This window comes from Streptomyces sp. NPDC001549, from assembly GCF_042894025.1.
GTDB lineage: Bacteria > Actinomycetota > Actinomycetes > Streptomycetales > Streptomycetaceae > Streptomyces > Streptomyces kutzneri.
On sequence record NZ_JBIAVJ010000005.1, the window covers coordinates 204,200 to 223,878 of the forward strand.

At 73.4% G+C, this 19,679-nt stretch carries 19 protein-coding genes; 7 read left to right on the top strand and 12 right to left on the bottom strand.

Annotated features, from left to right (window positions below):
* Nucleotides 1-5: 5 nt before the first annotated feature.
* The 11 genes from ACFY04_RS11030 to ACFY04_RS11080 all read right to left on the bottom strand — a co-directional run bounded on the left by ACFY04_RS11030 (nt 6) and on the right by ACFY04_RS11080 (nt 13,172).
* On the bottom strand, nt 6-761 hold the full coding sequence (locus tag ACFY04_RS11030) for a spherulation-specific family 4 protein (RefSeq protein ID WP_389115697.1): 756 nt from the start codon (nt 759-761) through the stop codon (nt 6-8).
* Complete coding sequence (locus ACFY04_RS11035) at nt 749-1,759, bottom strand: NAD-dependent epimerase/dehydratase (RefSeq protein ID WP_389115698.1); 1,011 nt, start codon at nt 1,757-1,759, stop codon at nt 749-751. The genes ACFY04_RS11030 and ACFY04_RS11035 overlap by 13 nt, the downstream gene beginning before the upstream one ends.
* Nucleotides 1,760-1,894: 135 nt before the next feature.
* Nucleotides 1,895-2,797, bottom strand: a complete 903-nt coding sequence (locus ACFY04_RS11040) for a hypothetical protein (RefSeq protein ID WP_389115699.1) — start codon at nt 2,795-2,797, stop codon at nt 1,895-1,897.
* 251 nt (nt 2,798-3,048) lie between these two features.
* Nucleotides 3,049-4,668, bottom strand: coding sequence for a GT4 family glycosyltransferase PelF (pelF, locus tag ACFY04_RS11045; RefSeq protein ID WP_389115700.1), 1,620 nt, complete (start codon nt 4,666-4,668; stop codon nt 3,049-3,051).
* 245 nt (nt 4,669-4,913) lie between these two features.
* Nucleotides 4,914-6,653, bottom strand: a complete 1,740-nt coding sequence (locus tag ACFY04_RS11050; RefSeq protein WP_389115701.1) for a dipeptide ABC transporter ATP-binding protein — start codon at nt 6,651-6,653, stop codon at nt 4,914-4,916.
* Nucleotides 6,650-7,642: an ABC transporter permease gene (locus ACFY04_RS11055; protein ID WP_389115702.1), complete on the bottom strand. Its 993-nt coding sequence runs from the start codon at nt 7,640-7,642 to the stop codon at nt 6,650-6,652. The genes ACFY04_RS11050 and ACFY04_RS11055 overlap by 4 nt, the downstream gene beginning before the upstream one ends.
* Complete coding sequence (locus tag ACFY04_RS11060) at nt 7,639-8,637, bottom strand: ABC transporter permease (protein ID WP_389115703.1); 999 nt, start codon at nt 8,635-8,637, stop codon at nt 7,639-7,641. Before ACFY04_RS11060 ends, ACFY04_RS11055 begins: the two co-directional genes overlap by 4 nt.
* Nucleotides 8,634-10,391, bottom strand: coding sequence for an ABC transporter substrate-binding protein (locus ACFY04_RS11065; protein WP_389115704.1), 1,758 nt, complete (start codon nt 10,389-10,391; stop codon nt 8,634-8,636). Before ACFY04_RS11065 ends, ACFY04_RS11060 begins: the two co-directional genes overlap by 4 nt.
* 172 nt (nt 10,392-10,563) lie before the next feature.
* Nucleotides 10,564-10,659: an Ms4533A family Cys-rich leader peptide gene (locus tag ACFY04_RS11070; RefSeq protein ID WP_314243733.1), complete on the bottom strand. Its 96-nt coding sequence runs from the start codon at nt 10,657-10,659 to the stop codon at nt 10,564-10,566.
* An 81-nt stretch (nt 10,660-10,740) separates the two neighbouring features.
* Nucleotides 10,741-12,171: a DUF3152 domain-containing protein gene (locus ACFY04_RS11075; RefSeq protein ID WP_389115706.1), complete on the bottom strand. Its 1,431-nt coding sequence runs from the start codon at nt 12,169-12,171 to the stop codon at nt 10,741-10,743.
* A gap of 5 nt (nt 12,172-12,176) precedes the next feature.
* On the bottom strand, nt 12,177-13,172 hold the full coding sequence (locus ACFY04_RS11080; RefSeq protein ID WP_389115707.1) for an alpha/beta fold hydrolase: 996 nt from the start codon (nt 13,170-13,172) through the stop codon (nt 12,177-12,179).
* Between the two features lie 133 nt (nt 13,173-13,305).
* On the opposite strand from ACFY04_RS11080, the gene ACFY04_RS11085 reads away from it, so the two are divergent.
* From ACFY04_RS11085 to ACFY04_RS11100, 4 genes are all read left to right on the top strand, one after another.
* A complete protein-coding gene (locus ACFY04_RS11085) occupies nt 13,306-13,521 on the top strand; it encodes a hypothetical protein (RefSeq protein ID WP_389115708.1) in 216 nt (71 codons plus the stop codon).
* A gap of 172 nt (nt 13,522-13,693) precedes the next feature.
* Nucleotides 13,694-14,332, top strand: a complete 639-nt coding sequence (locus ACFY04_RS11090; RefSeq protein ID WP_030011335.1) for a TetR/AcrR family transcriptional regulator — start codon at nt 13,694-13,696, stop codon at nt 14,330-14,332.
* A 144-nt stretch (nt 14,333-14,476) separates the two neighbouring features.
* Nucleotides 14,477-14,704 (top strand): DUF3107 domain-containing protein, encoded by a 228-nt coding sequence (locus ACFY04_RS11095; protein ID WP_030011334.1) that lies wholly within the window; start codon nt 14,477-14,479, stop codon nt 14,702-14,704.
* 109 nt (nt 14,705-14,813) lie between these two features.
* The gene (locus ACFY04_RS11100) at nt 14,814-15,116 is read left to right on the top strand and encodes a hypothetical protein (RefSeq protein ID WP_190620551.1); all 303 of its coding nucleotides are present in this window, start codon (nt 14,814-14,816) and stop codon (nt 15,114-15,116) included.
* A gap of 117 nt (nt 15,117-15,233) precedes the next feature.
* Here ACFY04_RS11100 and ACFY04_RS11105 read toward each other — a convergent pair whose 3' ends face one another.
* Nucleotides 15,234-15,992, bottom strand: a complete 759-nt coding sequence (locus ACFY04_RS11105) for a ferritin-like fold-containing protein (protein ID WP_301366632.1) — start codon at nt 15,990-15,992, stop codon at nt 15,234-15,236.
* A gap of 471 nt (nt 15,993-16,463) precedes the next feature.
* Between ACFY04_RS11105 and ACFY04_RS11110 the strand changes: the two genes are divergently transcribed.
* From ACFY04_RS11110 to ACFY04_RS11120, 3 genes are all read left to right on the top strand, one after another.
* Nucleotides 16,464-18,440, top strand: a complete 1,977-nt coding sequence (locus ACFY04_RS11110; protein WP_389116027.1) for a DEAD/DEAH box helicase — start codon at nt 16,464-16,466, stop codon at nt 18,438-18,440.
* A 106-nt stretch (nt 18,441-18,546) separates the two neighbouring features.
* Nucleotides 18,547-19,404, top strand: coding sequence for an alpha/beta fold hydrolase (locus ACFY04_RS11115; RefSeq protein WP_389115712.1), 858 nt, complete (start codon nt 18,547-18,549; stop codon nt 19,402-19,404).
* A gap of 97 nt (nt 19,405-19,501) precedes the next feature.
* A complete protein-coding gene (locus ACFY04_RS11120) occupies nt 19,502-19,654 on the top strand; it encodes a hypothetical protein (RefSeq protein WP_167745535.1) in 153 nt (50 codons plus the stop codon).
* The last annotated feature ends 25 nt before the right edge of the window (nt 19,655-19,679 follow it).

A 19,679-nucleotide genomic window follows, 5' to 3' on the forward strand; every position in this document is an offset into this window, starting at 1 on the left:
CGTCTTCATTCCAAGACACCTGTCCCGATCCTTGAGACGATTTCGTCCCAGTACGCGGGCATTGAGGCCCAGGGGTCGCTGCCGCGCGTCCCGAGCCGGTCGGTGAACCAGATCGTGCCCGCCCCCTGCCAGCGGGCGATCCGCATCGCCTCCTCCAGGTGCGCGCGCGGCACCCCGTGGACGAGGTGGCAGAACCGCTCCGCCGGATGGTCCGCCGTCCACTCCGCCACCTGCGACCAGCGGTAGTCGGCCCAGGATCCGGAGAAGGTGACCAGCTGGTCGGCGATCTCCGCATAGCCCTCGCAGGGGTGCGTACCGTGCCCCAGCACGATCCGCAGGTCCGCACTGAGGCCCCGCAGGGAGTCCACGACCCGCCTCACCGAGGCCAGTTCCGCCTTGCCGGCCGGGGCCCCGGCCAGGTAGAAACCGCCGACCCCGTACCAGTCGCGGAAGCGGTGGGCGTCGGAGACCAGCTCCCCGAAGGACCGCGATCCGTCCCGCATCGCGAGATGTCCGAGGATCATGCCGCCCGCGCGGCGCAGCTTCGCGGCCGCTTCCGTGCAGTGCGGGTCGGGCCGCCCGCCCGGGCCGTCCGCGACGTTGAGCACGGCCCAGTGCAGCGGGGTGCCGGGGCGGGTCAGCTCGGCCCACTCGACGGGGGCGAGCAGCGGGTGCGCGTAGCCGGGGATGCCGAGGCCGAGGCGGCCGGCCTCGGTCGCGGCGGCGGTCACCGCCCCCGGCGGCGTCGTCAGATGCGGCACGCCGCCTCCATCCAGATGTCCGCGAGGGATTCCTCCAGGTTGATCCGGGGCCGCCAGCCGAGCCGGTCCCGGGCGGTACGGACGTCCGCCTGCTGCCAGGCTCCGCAGCCGTCCGGGTAGGGGTACGGCTGGGGGGCCGCGGCGGCCATCTGTTCGGCGGTGGCCTCGGAGCGGGGGGAGCCGATGGCGGCCAGTCCGGACGGGCGGCCGGGATGCCCGTGCATCTGCTGGGGTCCGCCGTGCGGGACGTCCAGCTCGTGCAGGGCGCCCCCGTACCCGGCGACCCGGGCCAGGACCGCGGCCGCATCGCGCAGCCGGACCGCGCGGCCGGTGCCGATGTTGACCACGCCCTGGGCGGCGGACAGCGAGGCGGCGTGCACGGCCCGCGCCACGTCCCGTACGTCGACGAAGTCGCGCTGCACGCCGAGCCCGCTGAGCTTCAGCTCACCGTCGCCCGCCTGCATCGCGCGGCGCATGGCCTCGGCGAGCCGGCCGAGCGGGGATCCGGCGGGGGTGCCGGGGCCGACGGGCGAGAAGATCCGCAGCACGACGGCGTCCAGCCCGGAGCCCAGGACCAGCTCGGTGGCGGCCAGTTTGCTCACCCCGTACGGCCCACCCGGTCTCGGCACGGCGTCCTCGGCCGTGGACGATCCGGGCTGACTGGGCCCGTACTCGGCGGCGCAGCCGAGCTGCACCAGCCGGGCCCCGCAGCCGCTGCGGCGCAGCGACTCGCAGATCGTCGCGACGGCGACGGTGTTGTGCCGGGTGAGTTCCCGGGCCCCGCCCCGGGTGGCTCCGGCGCAGTTGATGACGACGCCCGGGTGGACGGCGTCGAGGAAGCGGGTGAGCGCGCCGGGGCTGCCGGTGGCGAGGTCGAAGCGGACGTCGGCGTCGTCGCCGCGGCCGAGCGCGGTGAGCTGGACGGCGGGGTCGGCGAGCAGCCGGTCGGCGACGTAGCGGCCGAGGTATCCGTTGGCTCCGATCAGCAGCACCCTCATCGCGTGACCCCTTGGTTGGTTGGCTGGCCGGTCATGTCGGTTTCTCCTTGCGGACGGACGGACGGATGGGTGGGGCGGGGTACGGATGAAGCGCCTCGGCGTCGGCTCCGAAGGTCTGGGGACGTCCCGGGGACGTCAGGGCCGCGCATGCGCGGAGGCGCGGGCCAGGGCGAGCACGGCGTGTACGAGGAGTCCGGCCGCGGCGGCGAGGGCCGCCGCCGGGACGGGGACCAGGGCGAGGGCGAGGGCCGCGCCGACGGGTGCGCGGTGGGCTCCGTGCCGCAGCAGGAGCCGGGTCAGGAAGAGCAGCAGCGCGAGGGGCACGGCCACCGGGAGCGGCGTTCCGGCGAGCACGGCGGCCGCGGCGGCGGCGCCGGTGAACAGGCCGACGGCCACCAGCAGCAGCGGACGCGCCCGGTCCGCGAAGTCCTCCAGTGCGCGGCTCCCGTCGAGCCGGGCCCGCGCCCCGGCGGCGAAGGCGACGGCGGCCAGGTGCCCGGGGACGACGGTCAGCGCGAGGCCGACGGCGAGGGCGGTGCCGTGCCGGTGCACGGCCCAGCCGGCGACGGCCGCCGCCAGCACGTGCGCCACGTAGGGGAACCGGCCCCCGGCGGCCCGGCCGGGCCACACCAGGGCGGCGGCGACGGCGGCCACGGCGGCGGCCCCGGCCCACGCCTGCCCGGCGGCGGCCGCGGCGCAGGCGAGGGCGCCGGGCAGCAGCGCGTAGCCGAAGCCGCGGAAGGCGCCGGGGCCGGCCGGGACCAGGATGGGCGCGGCGGCGGTGACCTCCTCGTGGGGGCTGCGCGCGTACAGCTCCTCGGCGAGCGAGAAGACGTCCCGGTGCCGGAACCGCGCGGCGGTGCGGTCGGTGATGCCGTGGGCTTCCAGCCCGGCGGCGATCTCCAGCGGGTCCACGGCACGCTCGCACAGCTCCCGGTGCCGGTGCAGCAGTGCCTTGACGGGGTCCCCGCCGGCCCGACGCCGAGCCGGCCGCGCCGCCGTCCCGCCGCCCGCCGGTTCAGCCCCGCCGGGGGCCATTCCAGCCTCGCCTGCGTTTGCGGCGCGGGGTCCGGTGCGTAGCCCTGGCAGCGGCGCCGCAGGTGTGATGCCGGCCTCTGGTGCACGGTCCGGCGCGGCGCCGTTGCCAGGGGCGCTGCCCCCGGACCCCCGCGCCTCAAACGCCGGCGGGGCTGAATGTGCTGCGGGCGAGGCTGGATTGGGCGGAGCCGCTGAAGATGCCTGCGGCGGGGCTGAATTCGGCGGGGCGGTGACTCGGGGGTCTACGGGGGTCATACGGCGGCCTCCGAGGACGGCTCCGGGGCGGGAGCCCACGTCGGGCTGGTCCAGTGGCCGGGCACCCGCGCCTCCGGGGGCCGGGCGAAGGGGATCTCGCCGTCCGGCCGCTCGGAGCCCTTGGCCAGCAGCCGCAGATAGATCTCCTGGAAGGCGGCCACGTTCTGCTCGACGGTGAAGAGTTCCAGGGCCCGCGCCCGGGCGGCGGCGCCGAGCCGCTGCGCCCGCTCGGGGTCCTGCAGCAGGGACAGGCAGGCCTCGGCGAGCGCCCGCGGATTGCGCGGCGGGACGACGAGCCCGGTGCCCCCGATGACCTCGCAGACCGCGCCCACGTCGGTGGAGACGGTGGCGCGCCCGCAGAGCATCGCCTCGGCGAGGGTGACCGGGAAGCCCTCGATCACGGAGGACAGGACGACGACGCGCCCGGCGCCGTACGCCTCGGCCGTGGTGGGGGCGTCGGGTCCGCCGATCTCCTCGAAGGTGACCGGGTTCTCCCCGACCGTGACCGAGTCGGCGGCCTCGTCGGGGAAGAGCTGGGCGGCCAGGGAGCGGCAGTCGGCGAGGTAGCCGGGGGCCGTGGCCGTGGCGAAGATCCGCAGCCGGGTGCCGGGCGCGGCCCGGCGGACCTCGGCGAAGGCGTGCAGCAGGGCGATGAGGTCCTTGGCGGGCTCTATCCGGCCGACCCACACCAGGGTGTCGGGGTCCCCGCGGTCCGGGGCCTCGCCGACGGTGGCGAATCGGTCCGCCTCCATCCCGGGATAGACGGTCCGCAGCCGTTCCCGGGTGGCCCCGCACCGCTCCTGCCAGCGCCGGGCGTGCGCGTTCCCGGGGGTCAGGAAGTCGGCCCGGGCGTAGATCTCGGTGGCCAGCCGCAGCTGGAAGGCCGCGAGCAGGGCCCGTACGGCGGGGCGGGTCTCCGGTTCGCCGCGGGTGCCGAGCTGGGACAGGTAGTGGGCCCGGAGCTGGACCCCGTACTCGGTGACCAGCAGCGGGACCCCGAAGAAGCGTTTGGCCAGGAGTCCGGGGAGCGCGGCCACGCCGCCCGCGGCCGCGTGGCAGATGTCGGCCTCGCCGAGACCGCCCCCGGCCTGGGCGTTCTCCCCGTACCAGTCGAGGGACAACGGCCGCAGCATCACCTCCAGCTCGTCCGCGAACTCCAGCAGGTCGGCCACCTGCGCGGCCTGCACGGTCCGTGCGGCGCCCGGCGCCCGGCAGGCGGACTCCAGGGCCCGCACCGCGGACTCGGAGCGCAGGGCCGCGTACATCCCGCCCTGTTCGCGGGCGAGTCCGGCGAGCCCGTACAGCCCGGCCGCGAAGGGCTCCGCCTCTCCGGCGCAGATCCCGTGGACCAGCTGCTTGAAGCAGTCCACGAACCGGCGGCGCTCCCGCCGGGAGTAGGTCCGCCCGTCGTCGGCGGGGGCCCACAGGGGGGCCGTCCGGACCCGGGTGACGTGCTCGGGCAGTGGCACCCGGGCGCGTTCCTGCTCGGCGCTGCGGCTCAGTGCGTAGATCTCGAACTCGTGCTGCGGGAGCCCGCGCACGAGCCGGTCGCACCACAGCCTCGCCTCTCCCGTCGCATACGGATAACCACCTTCCGTGAGCAGTCCGATCCGCACGAGTGGCACCCCCGATCTCCCGTTCAGGCGGTCGCCGTTCGGTCAGGCGACCCGCCGCGGGAGAACTCAAGCGGATATGCCGAAGGCGCGACGGACGGTTGTCCGTCGCGCCACCGGAAGGGGTGAAGAGTCGTAACTTTCCCGTACGGTTCGCGTTCGAGCACGCTAGAAGTACAGCCTCGGAACCGGCCCGGACGGGACAGCTCCCCGGTCCGGTCCCCGGACCGCTGCCGGCCGGCACCCGGCTACGCGAAGACCTCCTGCCGCGTCCTGCGGCGACCGGCAGCCAGCGCGGGATCCAGGGCCGGTACGGCGGCCAGCAGCTGCCGGGTGTAGGGGTGGGCCGGGCGGTCGTAGACCTCGTCCACCGGGCCCTCCTCGACGATCTCCCCGGCCCGCATGACGGCCACCCGGTCGCTGACCTGCCGGACCACCGCCAGGTCGTGCGCGATGAAGACCAGCGCGATGCCCAGCTCCCGCTGGAGCTCCGCCAGCAGGGCGGTGACCTGCGCCTGGGTCGTCACGTCGAGGGCGGAGACCGGTTCGTCGCAGACGATCAGCCGTGGCCGGGGAGCGAGCGCCCGGGCGATGCCCACCCGCTGGCGCTGGCCGCCGCTGAACTCGTGCGGGTAGCGGTCGTAGTGCTCGGCCTCCAGCCCGACGCGCAGCAGCAGTTCCTCCACCCGGGCGCGGACGGCCGCCTCGTCGCGCTCCCCCGCCGCACGCAGCGGATCGGCGACGGACTCGCCGGCGGAACGGCGCGGGTTGAGGGAGGACACCGGGTCCTGGAAGACCATCTGCACACCGCTCGCGATGCCGGTGACCGGGACGCCGTCCCGGCGCACCTGCCCGGAGCCGGGCTCCAGCAGTCCGACGAGCATCCGCCCGAGCGTGCTCTTGCCGGAGCCGCTCTCGCCGACGATCCCGAGGGTCTCCCCGGCGTGCACGGCGAGGGACACCCCGGCGACGGCGGCGACCTTGCGCCGTCCCCGCCCGAACTCCCGCCGCAGGGAAAAGGCTTCGACGACGGGCGGCACTTCGAGCCCCGCCTCCAGCCCCGCCGGGGCCGAGTCCTGCCCCGCCGGGGGCAGATCCGGCCCCGCCGGCGTTGGAGGCGCGGGGTCCGGGGCGGAGCCCCGGGAACGGCGCCGCGCCTGCTCACCCGCGGCCCCCCGGACGGGGCGCGGCCCGTCCAGCCTCGGTACCGCCGCCAGCAGGGCCTTGGTGTACGGCTCCGCCGGTGCGGCCAGCACGGAAGCCGCCGGACCCCGCTCGACGGCGGAGCCGGCCCGCATGACCAGCACCTCGTCCACGCTCTCCGCCGCCACCCCCACGTCGTGGGTGACCAGCAGCAGCCCGAGCCCGCGCTCCTCGCGCAGCCCGTGCAGCAGGTCGAGGATCTGGGCCTGCACGGTGACGTCCAGCGCGGTGGTCGGCTCGTCGGCGATCAGCAGCCGCGGCTCGCACGCCAACGCCATGGCGATGAGGGCCCGTTGCCGCATGCCGCCGCTGAACTCGTGCGGCCGCGCGCGGGAGCGGCGTACCGCGTCCGGGATGCCCACCCGGTCGAGCACCTCGACGGCGCGGGCCCGGGCGGCCCGCCGGGAGACGTCCGCGTGGATCCGGTGGACCTCGGCGATCTGGTCGCCGATGGCGTAGTACGGGTCCAGTGAGCTCAGCGGGTCCTGGAAGACCATGGCGGCGGTCCCGCCGCGCAGCCGGCGCAGTTCGGCCGCGGATGCCGTGGCCACGTCCGTGCCGCCGACCCGGACGGTGCCGCCGAGGCGGGCGCCCGTACCGCGGTGCAGTCCGAGCAGGGCCGCGGCCACGGTGGACTTGCCGCTGCCGGACTCGCCCACGACGCCGAGGGCGTGGCCCGCCTCCAGGGTGAACGAGACCCCGTCGACGGCCCGTACGTACTCCCCCGCCCCGCCGACCGGGAAGTCGACGACGAGGCCGGTGACCTCCACCAGTGAGTGCGTCATGCGAGGGTCACCCTTCGGTCCGCGGCGGCGTACAGCAGGTCGGCGATCGCGCCCGCGAGGACCACGGCCGTGCCGATCGTGAGGACGACTCCGACGACGACGGGCAGGTCCACGACCCGTACCCCGTCGATGAGGGTCTTGCCGAGGCCGGGGATGCCGAACAGCGACTCCGTCAGCACCGCGCCGCCGATCATCGTGCCGAAGTCCACGGCGCTGAGCGCGATCACGGGGGCCACGGCGCCGCGCACCGCGTGCCGTGTGACCACGGCCCGCTCCCCCACCCCGTAGGCGCGGAAGGTCCGGATGTGGTCCTCGGCGAGCGTCTCCAGGGTCGAACTGCGCGTGAGGCGGGCGTACTTGGCGCTCTCGAAAAAGCCGAGGGTCACCCATGGCAGGAGCAGGTTCCAGGCCCACTGCTCGGGGTCCTCGGTCAGCGGCACGTACGTCGGGAACGGCAGCCACTGAAGGTAGGCGCAGACGGTCATGAGCAGCAGCAGCCCCAGGATGAAGACGGGGGTGCCGGTCCCGGCGAGGGTCAGGACGGTCAGGGCCCGCTCGGTGATTCCGCCGCGGCGCAGCGCGGACAGCAGTCCGGTGCCGACGCCGACCACCAGCCAGATCACCAGCGCGCCCAGCGCCAGCGACAGGGTGGCGGGCAGCCGGTCCAGGATCAGCCCGGTGACCTGCTGGTCGTTCTGGTACGAGAACCCCAGGCAGGGCGCGTCGCAGTGCAGGACCAGCCCGGCGCCGCCGGAGTAGTCCCGGCCGGCCAGCAGCCCCTGGAGGAAGTGCAGGTACTGGGCGGTGGCGGACTCGTTCAGCCCGAGCTGTTCGCGGACCTGGGCGATCTGCGCCGGGTTGCAGCGTTCTCCGCAGGCGAGGCGGGCCGGGTCACCGGGGGCGAGGTAGAAGAGGGCGTAGACGACGACGGACAGGGTGAGCAGCACGAGCAGTGCGCCGCCGGTCCGTTTGAGCACGAAGCCGGTCACGCGGTGCGCTCCTTTCTGGTGCCGACCCGCAGGCGGGAACCTTCGCGCGGGTCGAGGGCCGTGCGGACGGCGTCGCCCAGCACGGTGGAGGCGAGCACGGTGACGAAGAGCAGCCCGGCGGGGAGCAGGACGTAGGCCGGGTCGGCGCGGAACCAGGTCTGCGCGCTGGAGAGCATCTGCCCCCAGGAGGGCGTGGGCGGCTTCACGCCGACGCCGAGGAAGGACAGCGAGGCCTCGGCCACGATGGCGGTGGGCACCTTGATCGCGGCGAAGGTGATGACGGGCGCGGCCAGCGAGGGCAGCAGTTCGCGGCGGGCGATGCCGAGCGTGCCCCTGCCCGAAAGGCGGGCGGCGTCGACGAAGTCGAGACCGCGCAGGGCGAGCGCCTGGGCGCGCACCATCCGGGCGGTGCCGCCCCAGTCGAGCAGTCCGATGATGAGGATCAGCAGCAGCGGCCGCGGGAAGTCGGGCGGGACGACGGCGGTGAGGGCGATACCGATCACCAGCATCGGCAGCGCAATCATCACGTCCGTGAACCGGCCGATGAGCTGGCCCGCGAACCGGCCGCCGAGCGCGGCGGCGAGTCCGACGCCCACCCCGACGAGCGTTTGCACGACGACGGCGCCCAGGGCCACGAGCAGCGAGATCCGCGCCCCGTACAGCAGCCGGGTGAGCAGGTCGCGGCCGGTGCCCGGCTCGACGCCGAGCCAGTGGTCGGCGGAGATCCCGCCGAAGGAGCCGAGCGGTACCCCGCCGCGCGCGGAGTCCACGAGGTCGTCGTGGTACGCGTTCGGGTCCTGGCCGGTGAGCTGGGCGACCAGCGGTGCGGCCAGGGCGAGGAGGACGAGCAGGGCGATGACCCCGGCGGCCGCGAGGGCCGCGGGCCGGCGGCGCAGGCGCCGCCAGACCTGGCGCGCGGTGCCCGCGCCCGGGGCGAGGGCCCCGGGCGCGGGCGGCGGCTGCTGCTGCGCCTGCTGCTTGAGGGCGACGCTCACTTGACGGAGACCTGCGAGATGTCGAGGACGCCGGTCCAGTCGCTGATCACGACGTTCTTGATGTCCTTGCCGACGAGCCGCTTGTAGACCGGGTGGAAGAGCGGCACGTCCAGGGCCTGCTCACCGATCTTCTTGTCGAGTGCGCCCCAGCGCTTGCCGGCCGCCGCGAGGTCGGTCAGCTTGGCGATCTCGTCGATCTCGGCGTTCACGGCCGGGTCGTTCAGCTGGGCGTGGTTGTAGTTGGAGCCGTTGGTCACGATCTGCCGGCCGTCGAAGATCGGCGCGAGGAAGGGGCCGCCGGAGGGCCAGTCGGCGCCCCAGCGGGAGAGGAAGAACCCGGGGGTGTTCTTGGCGTCCCAGCGCTTCTCGTTGAAGGCGTTGTTCTCCAGGCCCTCCAGCTTGACGGTGATCCCGGCGGCGGCGAGGGCCTGCTGCACGGCGGTGGCGACCTCGGGGCTGGTCTGGCGGTTCTGCGCGGTGGAGTGGGTCAGGGTGACGGTGATGCCGTCGGGGAAGCCCGCTTCCGCCAGCAGCTGCCTGGCCTTGGCCGCGTCGCCGGTCCTGCCCGCCGGGAAGTGGTCGTACGGGGTGAAGCCGAAGGCCTCGCGCTCGGGCAGGAAGGTGGTGGCCGGTTCGGCCAGCGCGGATCCGCCGGCGGCGTTGATCACGCTGGTGCGGTTGATCGCGTGGGAGATGGCCTGGCGCACCTTCGGGTTGTCGAAGGGGGCCACCTTCGGGTTGAAGGCCAGGTAGTTGATGTAGCCGAAGTGGCCGGTGCCGACGCGTGCGGCCAATTCGTTCTTGTCGGCGGAGTCGCCGATCTGGGCGAGCTCCGCCGGGCCGAGGTTGGTGTCGGTGGTGACGGCGGCGGCGTCGGGGCCGGAGCTGGTGGCCAGGCGCTGGTTGATGACGGCGGCGTCCAGACCGGCGCGGACGTCGATCTTGTCCGGGTAGGCCTTGCGCTCCTCGTCGGTCTTCCTGTCCCAGTGCTCGTTGCGCTCCAGGGTGAGGTGCTCGCCGTCGTTGTCGTTCTTGACGACCTTGTACGGGCCGGAGGAGACGGGGTGCTCCTCGTACTTGACCCCGGTGTCCTTGGCCTTGGGGACGGGCGCGAACTGCGTCTGCGTGGCGACGAAGGGGAACTCGCCCTCGGGCTTGCGGAGTTTGAAGACGATCGTCTTCGGGTCGGGCACGACGATCGAGTCGAGGCCCTTGCCGCCGTCCTTGTACGGGCCCTCGTACGTCTCCCCGCCGACCAGCCAGTCCCGCAGGTACGGGGCGCCGCCCGACAGCTCGGCGGCGAAGGACCGCTCGATGCCGTACTTGACGTCGGCGGTGGTGATCGGGGTGCCGTCCTCGTACTTCAGCCCGTCCTTGAGCGTGTACGTCCACTCGGTGGCGTCGGCGTTGGGCTTTCCGGTGTCGGTGGCCAGGTCGGGGACGACCTTGGTGCCGGCCGGGCCGTCCTCGCGGTTGCGGGTGGTCAGCGTGCGGAAGACCAGCGAGGGAACGTTTCCGCCGCCCGAGGTGTAGAGCCGGGCCGGGTCGAAGTCGCTCTGCGGCTCGGAGTTGAGGACGGTCAGGGTGCCGCCCTTCTGCGGCGCGCCCGCGGCGCCCGGCTTGTCGCCCGAACCGGCCTTGTCCGCACCGTCCTTGGGGCCGCAGGCCACGGCGCCCCCGGCCAGGACGAGGCTGACGGTGACGGCGGCCGCACGGCGCGCTATGAGATGACGGTCGGGTCCGGCGGAAGACATGGGTGTGAAGACCTCTCGGCGTGAAGGAAGGGCGGAAGGGCCACGCGAGGGGCAGCGGTCGACAGCGGTACCGATGGGGTACCGGAACACGAGGAAGCCGCGCCTGCGGGCGTACGTGCACCCGGGCGCGGCGAAGGAACTCGAAAAGTGTCGCGGCGCTTGCGGGTCGGCGTCAGCGACAGAAGATGTCGGCCACGCTGTGCGCGGTCACACCAAGCAGCGCCAGCTCAATGGCGGCGCTCGCGGTCATGGTGTGGTGGTGCGACATGCGGAGAACGATTGCCGATGATCGGACGGATTGTCAACGCGGATCCCCGCCCGGCCGCCGGGCGGGAATCCGGTCCGTCGGTCAACCTCCGGGGAACACCCAGGGGTTGGGCTTGCACTCGATGCCGTTGATGTTGAGGGACTTGGTCTGCTGCTGCATGATCGGCGCGAGCGCGCCGGGTGTGCGGCAGTTCACGTGGTCGTGTCCGAGCCGGTGTCCGACCTCGTGGTTGATGAGCATCTGCCGGTAGATGAACATCTGGTCCGGTCCGTAGGTCGCGGAGCCCTGCGCCCAGCGGAACGCGTTGATCATCACCCGCTCGGTGCGCGCGGAGTCGCAGGAGACGTTGTCGACGGTGGTGTCCAGATCGGACTTGGCGCACCAGACCCCGGTGGTCCCGGGACTGGCCAGGGTGATCACGAAGTCCGCCTCGCCGCCCGGTACCCGCTCGAAGGTCTTTTCGCCGTTGTGGGCCCAGCTGCGCGGGTCGTTGAGGGTGCGGTGGACGGCCTCGGCGAAGAGCTGCGGGTCCAGGCCGAGGCCCTGCTCGACGTCGACCCGGTAGCGCACGAGCTTGCCCTTGCCGGGGGCCTTGGCCACACCGGGCACGGTGTCGAAGGTCCCGGGCCCGGCGAGTTTCGCGTCGATCGGAAGCTGCTGGGCCATCTTCTGCTCGTAGGTCAGCTCCGGCGCGGGCGCGGCGGCGGACGGCGCCGCGGGCGCGGCCGCCGCCGGAGGCGTCGCGCGGCCGTCCGAGCGGGAGGCGGCCGCGTCGGTCCGGCTGCCGTCGGAGGCGGCCTGCGCGCCCGACTTGGCGCCGTCCCCGTCGGAGGTCACCTGGCCGGCGACGACGACGGCGAGGACGGTGGTGACGGCCACGGCGGCCATGCCGGTGTACGTACGGACCTTCAGACCGCGGCCGGACCCGGACGGCTCCGGGGCGGGATCCACCGGATCCACCGGATCGGCCGGATCGAACGGATCGGCCGGATCGAACGGATCCGGCGCAGCCACGGGAGCGACGGGACCGACCGGGTCGACCGGCTTGCGCGGCCCGGGCACCCGGCGGTGCGAACCGGTGGAGGTGACGGGGTCGGAGTCGGGGCCGAGGTCGAAAGCCGCCGGCGGCACCAGGGTGACCTGCGGAAAGCCCACCGCGGGGGTGCCGAAGGCCGGGGTGTCGGAGTCCAGGCGGGCGGCGGGCGGCGGAGCGGCCGGCGCGGTGGCGGCGGCGTCGCGCGGGCGCCGCACCCCGTGCCAGTCCCCGTACACGGAGTCGGGGCGGGCCCCCCAGGCGCCGCCGGACTCGTACTGCTGGGGGTGGCCCCCGGTCCGCGCGTCGGCGAACGACCGGTCCTGGGACACGTACCCCTGGTGGGTGACGGTCGGTTCGGGCCAGGACGCGGCGGGCGGTTCCTCGTACGGCAGGGGCTCCGGCTGCGGCCGGACGGGTGCCGGAGCGGCGGCCGGAGCCGGAGCCGGGGCAGGGCCCTTGCGACTATGTCGTCCCACGGTCCTCAGCCTCTGCCGTCTTCGGTATATCGGTCACTCTCGCCCGTTCCGGTGTCGCTCAGCAGCTCCCGGAACGCGGCGGCCACCGCCTCGGGGTACTCCATCATCGCCACGTGTCCTGCCTCGGGCATGCACAGCAGCCGCGAACCGCGGAAGGCCGCGGCCGCCCTGTGCGCCATACGGTACGAGACCAGTTGGTCCCGGCCACCGTAGACCAGCAGCGAGGGCGCGAGAACCCGCTGCGCCTGCCGCCACAGTCCGTGCTGGCCACCGAGGGTGTAGGCGTCGACGATGCCGCGCGAGGAGCGCGTCATGGCCTCCCAGAAGTACGGCAGGGCCATCCGCCGCTCCATCTCCTCCACGGCGTTGCGGAATCCCTCGGGTGTCACCCGGGAGGGGTCTCCGTAACAGAGCTCCGTCACCCCGCGGGTGCGCTGCTCGGCACTGAGCCCCTGCGTCAGCCGGTTGAAGAGCGCGGCCATCCCGGGCACGGCGAGCAGCGCGGTCGGCACGGCCGACTTCTGCACCCGCAGCTCGGGCAGGGCGGGCGAGACCAGGGTCAGGGTGCGCACCAGGTCGGGCCGGACGGCCGCGACGCGGGTGGAGACGGCTCCGCCGAGGGAGTTCCCGACCAGGTGGACCGGGCCGCGCCCGGCGGCGTCGAGGTGCCGGATGACGGCGCGGGCGAAGGCGGTGACGGAGTAGTCCCGGTCGGCGGGTGGTGGGGACCAGCCGAAGCCCGGCAGGTCGAGGGCCTCGCCGTCGACGGTGTCGGCCAGCTGCGCCATCAGCTCCGACCAGTTCTGCGAGGAACCGCCGAGTCCGTGCACGAACAGGGCGGGTGGCAGCCCGGTGCGCAGGGGCGGACGGACCCGGACGGCCAGTTCCAGGCCGGGCAGCACGGCGGTGCGCAGCTGCTCCCCTTCGGCCACCCGAACGGCTCCCGTCTGGGAGGACAGCTCGGCGGTGGACCGTACGCCCGGCAGCTCGGTCGAAGACATGCGGGCAATGTTACGAGACGATCACGTTCCTCTTGTTGTGTTCGCCGTCACAGACACAGGCCGGATCCATATAGCGGTGCATCCGCGATCCTCCTAGGCTCGTAAGTGAGCACAAGGAAGCGAGGGGAGCGGCATGACTGTCGACCCTGCGGAGCCGGACACCTTCCGGGAGCAGTTTCCGGAATCCCTCGATCCTGAGGCGCCCGAGGCGGATGTGGCGGAGCAGCTGGCCGACCTCCGGCCGGACGAGGACGACCCGATCACCGAGCGCGCGGTGGAGGGGGTCACGGACGGCGATGCCGTCGAGCAGGCGCGGGTGGTGCCGCTGGACGAGGACGACTACCGCTGACCCGCAGCTGACCGAGCACCGACCAAACCGCTGATCAAACCGCTGACCAGCGCCTCCGGGCCGTCCGTACCGCGAGAAAACTCGGCTTGAACCCTCCAGATTCGGTTACCGAAAAGTACGATGGCGGCGCGGCGCAGAGCGCACTGTGTTCTTAGAGAAAGTGGGAGGCGGCGTGACAGCCATCGAGCAGACCGAGGCAGCGCGTCCGCGGGGCACGCGACTGCCGCGCCGAGCCCGGCGCAACCAGCTGCTGGGCGCGGCCCAGGAGGTTTTCGTCGCGCAGGGGTATCACGCGGCGGCCATGGACGACATCGCCGAGCGGGCCGGCGTGAGCAAGCCGGTGCTGTACCAGCACTTCCCCGGCAAGCTCGACCTGTACCTGGCCCTGCTGGACCAGCACTGCGAGGCCCTGCTGCTGGCCGTGCGTACCGCACTCGCGTCGACGACGGACAACAAGCTGCGCGTGGCGGCCACGATGGACGCCTACTTCGCGTACGTGGAGGAGGAGGGCGGCGCCTTCCGGCTGGTCTTCGAGTCCGACCTCACGAACGAGCCGGCGGTGCGCGAGCGCGTCGACCGCGTCTCGCTGCAGTGCGCCGAGGCCATCTCCGACGTCATCGCCGAGGACACCGGCCTGTCCAAGGACGAGTCGATGCTGCTGGCCGTGGGCCTGGGCGGGGTCTCGCAGGTCGTGGCCCGCTACTGGCTCTCCAGCGAGAGCCCGGTCGCCCGCGAGACGGCGGTCGGCCTGCTCACCTCGCTCGCCTGGCGCGGTATCGCCGGCTTCCCGCTGCACGGCACGGAGTCCTGAGGAACCGGCTTCCGCGGGCCCTCATCGGCCGCTGTTCGCTGCGAGCGTGTCCGCTCTGCGCGGTCCGCGTCCCCTCATCGGGCTAATGTGGACCGCGTACGGCGCGGCTGATCGCGCGAACCGGATCGTCGGAGGGACAAAGCCGTGGAGGTCAAGATCGGCGTGCAGCACGCACCCCGGGAGATCGTGCTGGAGAGCGACCTGAGCGCCGAGGAGCTGGAGAGCATCGTCACCGCCGCTCTGTCCGGCACCGCGCCGCTGCTGAGCCTCACCGACAACAAGGGCCGCAAGGTCCTGGTGCCGTCCGACCGCCTGTCGTATGTCGACCTGGGCGAGCCGAGCGTGCGCAAGGTCGGTTTCGGCGCGCTCTGAGAACTGTTGGAAACGGCCCGGCGGTTGATCCCGCCGGGCCGTTTCTGTGTCTTCCGCTTCGGGTAGGACCGCAGTGACCCGGTTTGCCCTGACGTATGGGAGAGACCTCATGCTGCTGATGGAAGTGCTCGGCTCCGCACTCCTGGGCCTCGCCCTGTCCGCGACAGCCGCCCGGGTGCTCACGCGCCGGTTGCCTTCCCGCACAGTGGTACTGGTCAGCGGGGTGCTGGGGGCGCTGTTCGGGGCGTATCTCACCCACTTCGCGCTGGGGCCCGGGCACAACACCCTGACGGCGACGCTCATCGGCGCGGTGCTGGTGTCGGCCGTGGTCCTGTCCCTGCTGCTCCGTCCGGCCGCAGGGCCCCGCAGGCCGTCCCACAGGACTCCGTTTTCACTCCCGTCGCGGGGCTGACCCCGACCCCTGAACCCTGACCCCTGACCCCTGAACCACGTACGTCGGCCCCGGCGCGCGGTGTGCGCGCCGGGGCCGACGTGTGGAGCGGTACGGAGCCTCGCGGCCGCCGTGCGGTCAGGCGGCGAGGCCGAGGGCCGCCATCCGCTTGGTGTGCGCCTTGGTGATGCGGGTGAACATCTCGCCGACGGCCGCCAGGTCGAAGCCGGCCGCCATTCCGTCGACGCCGCCGACCAGCATGGTCGAGAGCGCGTCGCGCTCGGCGACCACGCGCTGGGCCTGCGAGAGGGCCTCGCCCATCAGCCGGCGGGCCCACAGCGCGAGCCGGCCGCCGCAGCGCGGGTCCGCCTCGATCGCCGCGCGGACCTTCTCGACGGCGAAGTTGCCGTGGCCGGTGTCGTCGAGCACACCGAGCACGAGGGCGCGGGTGTCGGTGTCCAGGTGGGAGGCGACCTCACGGTAGAAGTCACTGGCGATGGAGTCGCCGACGTAGGCCTTGACCAGGCCCTCCAGCCAGTCCGACGGCGCGGTCTGGCGGTGGAAGTCGTCGACGCCCTTCGCGAAGGGCTCCATGGCGGCGGTGGGCTCGACCTCGATCGCCGCGAGCCGGTCCCGCAGCCGCTCGAAGTGGTGGAACTCGGCGGAGGCCATCGCGGCGAGCTCGGCCTTGTCGTCCAGGGTGGGCGCGAGCTTCGCGTCCTCCGCCAGGCGCTCGAAGGCCGCGAGCTCTCCGTAGGCGAGCGCGCCGAGCAGGTCCACGACGGCGGCCCGGTACTGCGGCGAGGCAGAGGCGGCGGCCCAGTCCTGGGAGGCGATGCCCACGGCTTCGGTGGGGGCGCTGTCGTCGGCGGGCGAGGCGTTTTCTACGGTCGACATGCTCCGCAGAATAGCCCGCCGAATGGCCCTCCAAGTCACCACGCCGGTTCCTTGCCTGTCCAGCTAAACGCGCCTACCCGGTGAATTCACCCGACACACCTGCGCGATTCCGGGGTACAGTGGTAATGCGCCTGCCGAATACTCGGCGGGCCATCCGAATGAGGATGCCCGGTCGGTGGCCCGATCGGCTCCAACCGACCGCCCTCGGTGCGGTGCGTACGTTCATGCGTACCGCCTACCACGAGGGGCCCCCTCAGCGGCAGATGCGCTTGAGCGAAGGCTAGTGGTCCCGCGCAGCTTCGTACGTAGCAGTACTGCAAGCACGGCACGGTACGACCCCCCTCGCCGCCTCGCGCCGCGTCTCACAGAAGAGGCAGCACCCTGACTACGTTCCGAGACCTCGGGATTTTCCCCGAGACGGCCGAGGCCCTTGAGGCCGTCGGCATCGTGTCCCCCTTCCCGATCCAGGAGATGACCCTCCCCGTCGCCCTTTCCGGCACGGACGTCATCGGCCAGGCCAAGACCGGAACCGGCAAGACGCTCGGTTTCGGCCTTCCCCTGCTGGAGCGGGTCGTCGTCCCCGCGGACGTCGAGGCCGGCCGCGCCACCCCCGCGCAGCTGACCGACGCCCCGCAGGCCCTCGTGGTGGTTCCGACCCGCGAGCTGTGCACCCAGGTCACCAACGACCTCCTGACCGCGGGCAAGGTCCGCAACGTCCGCGTCCTCGCCATATACGGCGGCCGCGCGTACGAGCCCCAGGTCGAGGCGCTCAAGAAGGGCGTCGACGTGATCGTCGGCACCCCGGGCCGCCTGCTCGACCTGGCCGGGCAGAAGAAGCTCGACCTCTCGCGCGTCAAGGCCCTCGTCCTGGACGAGGCCGACGAGATGCTCGACCTGGGCTTCCTGCCCGACGTCGAGAAGATCATGGCGTACCTGCCCGCGAAGCGTCAGACGATGCTGTTCTCGGCGACCATGCCGGGTGCGGTCATCGGCCTGGCCCGCCGCTACATGACGCAGCCGACCCACATCCGCGCCGTCTCCGAGGACGGCGAGGGCGCGACCGTCGCCAACATCACGCAGCACGTCTTCCGTGCGCACAACATGGACAAGCCGGAGCTCGTCTCCCGCATCCTGCAGGCCGAGGGCCGTGGCCTGGCCATGATCTTCTGCCGTACCAAGCGCACGGCGGCCGACATCGCCGAGCAGCTGGAGAAGCGCGGCTTCGCGTCCGGCGCCGTCCACGGCGACCTGGGCCAGGGTGCGCGCGAGCAGGCGCTGCGCGCGTTCCGCAACGGCAAGGTCGACGTGCTGGTGTGCACCGACGTCGCCGCGCGCGGTATCGATGTCGAGGGTGTGACCCACGTCATCAATTACCAGACGCCGGAGGACGAGAAGACCTTCCTGCACCGTGTGGGCCGCACCGGCCGCGCGGGCAACAAGGGCATCGCCGTCACCCTGGTCGACTGGGACGACATCCCGCGCTGGCAGCTGATCAACAAGGCGCTGGAGCTGGACTTCCACGACCCGGTGGAGACGTACTCCACGTCCCCGCACCTGTTCGAGCAGATGAACATCCCGGCCGGCACCAAGGGCATCCTGCCGCGCGCCGAGCGCACGCGGGCCGGCCTGAAGGCCGAGAACCTGGAGGACCTGGGCGAGACCGGCGGCCGCGGTGGCCGTGGCGGCCGCTCCGGTCCGGCGGCCGCCGCCGTGGTGACCGAGGAGCGTCCGGCCCGTACCCGTACGCCGCGCCAGCGCCGCCGTACCCGGGGCGGGACGGAGCTCGCCGAGGGCGCCGAGGCCACCGCCGCGGTGACCCCGGCCCAGGCTCCCGAGGCCCCCGCGGCTCCGGCCGCCCCGGCCGCCGACGAGTCGCGCCGTCCGCGCCGCCGCCGCACCCGTGTGGCCGCGGTACCGGTCCAGGCCCCCGTGGCCGCACCGGTCGTCGAGGCCGCGCCGGTCACCCCGGCTCCGGTCGCCGAGGCCGCCCCGGTGACCCCGGTGACCCCGGTCGCCGAGGAGGCTCCGGCCAGGCCGAAGCGCGTCCGTACCCGCAAGGTCGTCCCGGCCGAGCCGGAGCCGGACTTCCAGATGCCGCCGCTGGTCGAGCCCGTCCGGGCCCGTCGCACCCGCAAGGCTGCCCCGGCCGCCGCGGTGACCCCGGTCGCCGAGGTTCCCGCCGAGGAGGCTCCGGTCAAGCCGAAGCGGACCCGTACCCGCAAGGTCGCGGAGGCGGCTCCGGTCGCCGCCGTGGCGGAGGCCGCTCCGGTCGCCGCCGAGGCCGTCGCGGTGGCGGAGGAGGCTCCGGTCAAACCGAAGCGGACCCGCACCCGCAAGGTCGCGGAGGCCGCTCCGGTCGCCGCCGAGGCCGCCGCCGTGGCCGAGGAGGCCCCGGTCAAGCCGAAGCGCACCCGCACCCGCAAGGTCGCGGCCGCGCCGGAGGCGTAAGCCTCACGCAGCACCCCGCCGATGGCCCCGGCCCCCTTCCCAGGGGCCGGGGCCATCGGCCTGCCCGGGCCGTGCCGGGCACCGTACGGGCCGGTAACCTCGGGCCATGAGCAAGCCGCCGCGTCTCACGCCGCCCTCCGCCGCCCGCGCGTACCTCCTCACCACCGAGCGCGGGTCCTTCGCCGTGCACGAGGCCGGTGAGCCCGTACGCGGCACCGCCCTGCTGGTCCCCGGCTTCACGGGCAGCAAGGAGGACTTCATCGGCCTCCTGGAGCCGCTGGCGGCCGCCGGGTACCGGGTCGTCGCCGTGGACGGCCGCGGCCAGCACGAGACCCCGGGCCCGCGCGAGGAGGCCCCGTACGCCCTGGAGGAGCTGGCGCGGGACGTCCTCGCGCAGGTCCGCGCGCTGGGCGAGGACCGCGTGCACCTGGTCGGCCACTCGCTCGGCGGGCTGATCTCCCGCGCCGCCGTGCTGCGCGACCCCTCGCCCTTCGCCTCCCTCACCCTGATGAGCAGCGGGCCGGCCGCGATCTCCGAGGACCAGCAGGCCCGGACGAAGCTGCTGGTCGCCGCACTGGAGGCGATGGGCGACGACATGCCCGGGATCTGGGCGGCGATGCGGGCCCACGATCCCGAGGACGCGGCCGCGGACTCCCCCGAGCTCGCGCACTTCCTGCGCGAGCGGTGGCTGGCCACCGTCCCCGAGCAGCTGATCGTCACCGGCCGGACGCTGATCTCCGAGCCGGACCGGGTGGCGGAGCTGAGCAGCGTCGACCTGCCGAAGCTGGTCCTGTCCGGGGCCGTGGACCAGGCCTGGCCGGTGCCGCTGCTGGACGAGACGGCCCGGCGCCTGGGTGCGCGGCGGGTGATCGTGCCGGGGACGGATCACTCCCCGAACGCCGAGGACCCGGCCACGACGGCGCGCGAGCTGGCCGCGTTCTGGGACTCCTGCACCGGCGTGTAGTTAGCCAGTGAAAAAATTTCCTTAGCGTAGGGAATTATTGCGGCCTACACTTCGTTGGACCAGTGCAAGGAGAAACACTGACGAAGGGAGAAGCCCCATGCGCTTCGAGATTCTGCGCCTGGACGACGTCGACGGGTCCGCCGTGGACAGCACCGTCGTCGACGCGGCCTCCGTCAACCGGATCGTGCAGCAGGCCGCAGCCGTCGGCCAGCGCATCCTGATCCGACCGGCCGAGAGTGCGTCCTGCTGACGCATCGCACGAAAAACGTTCGCGC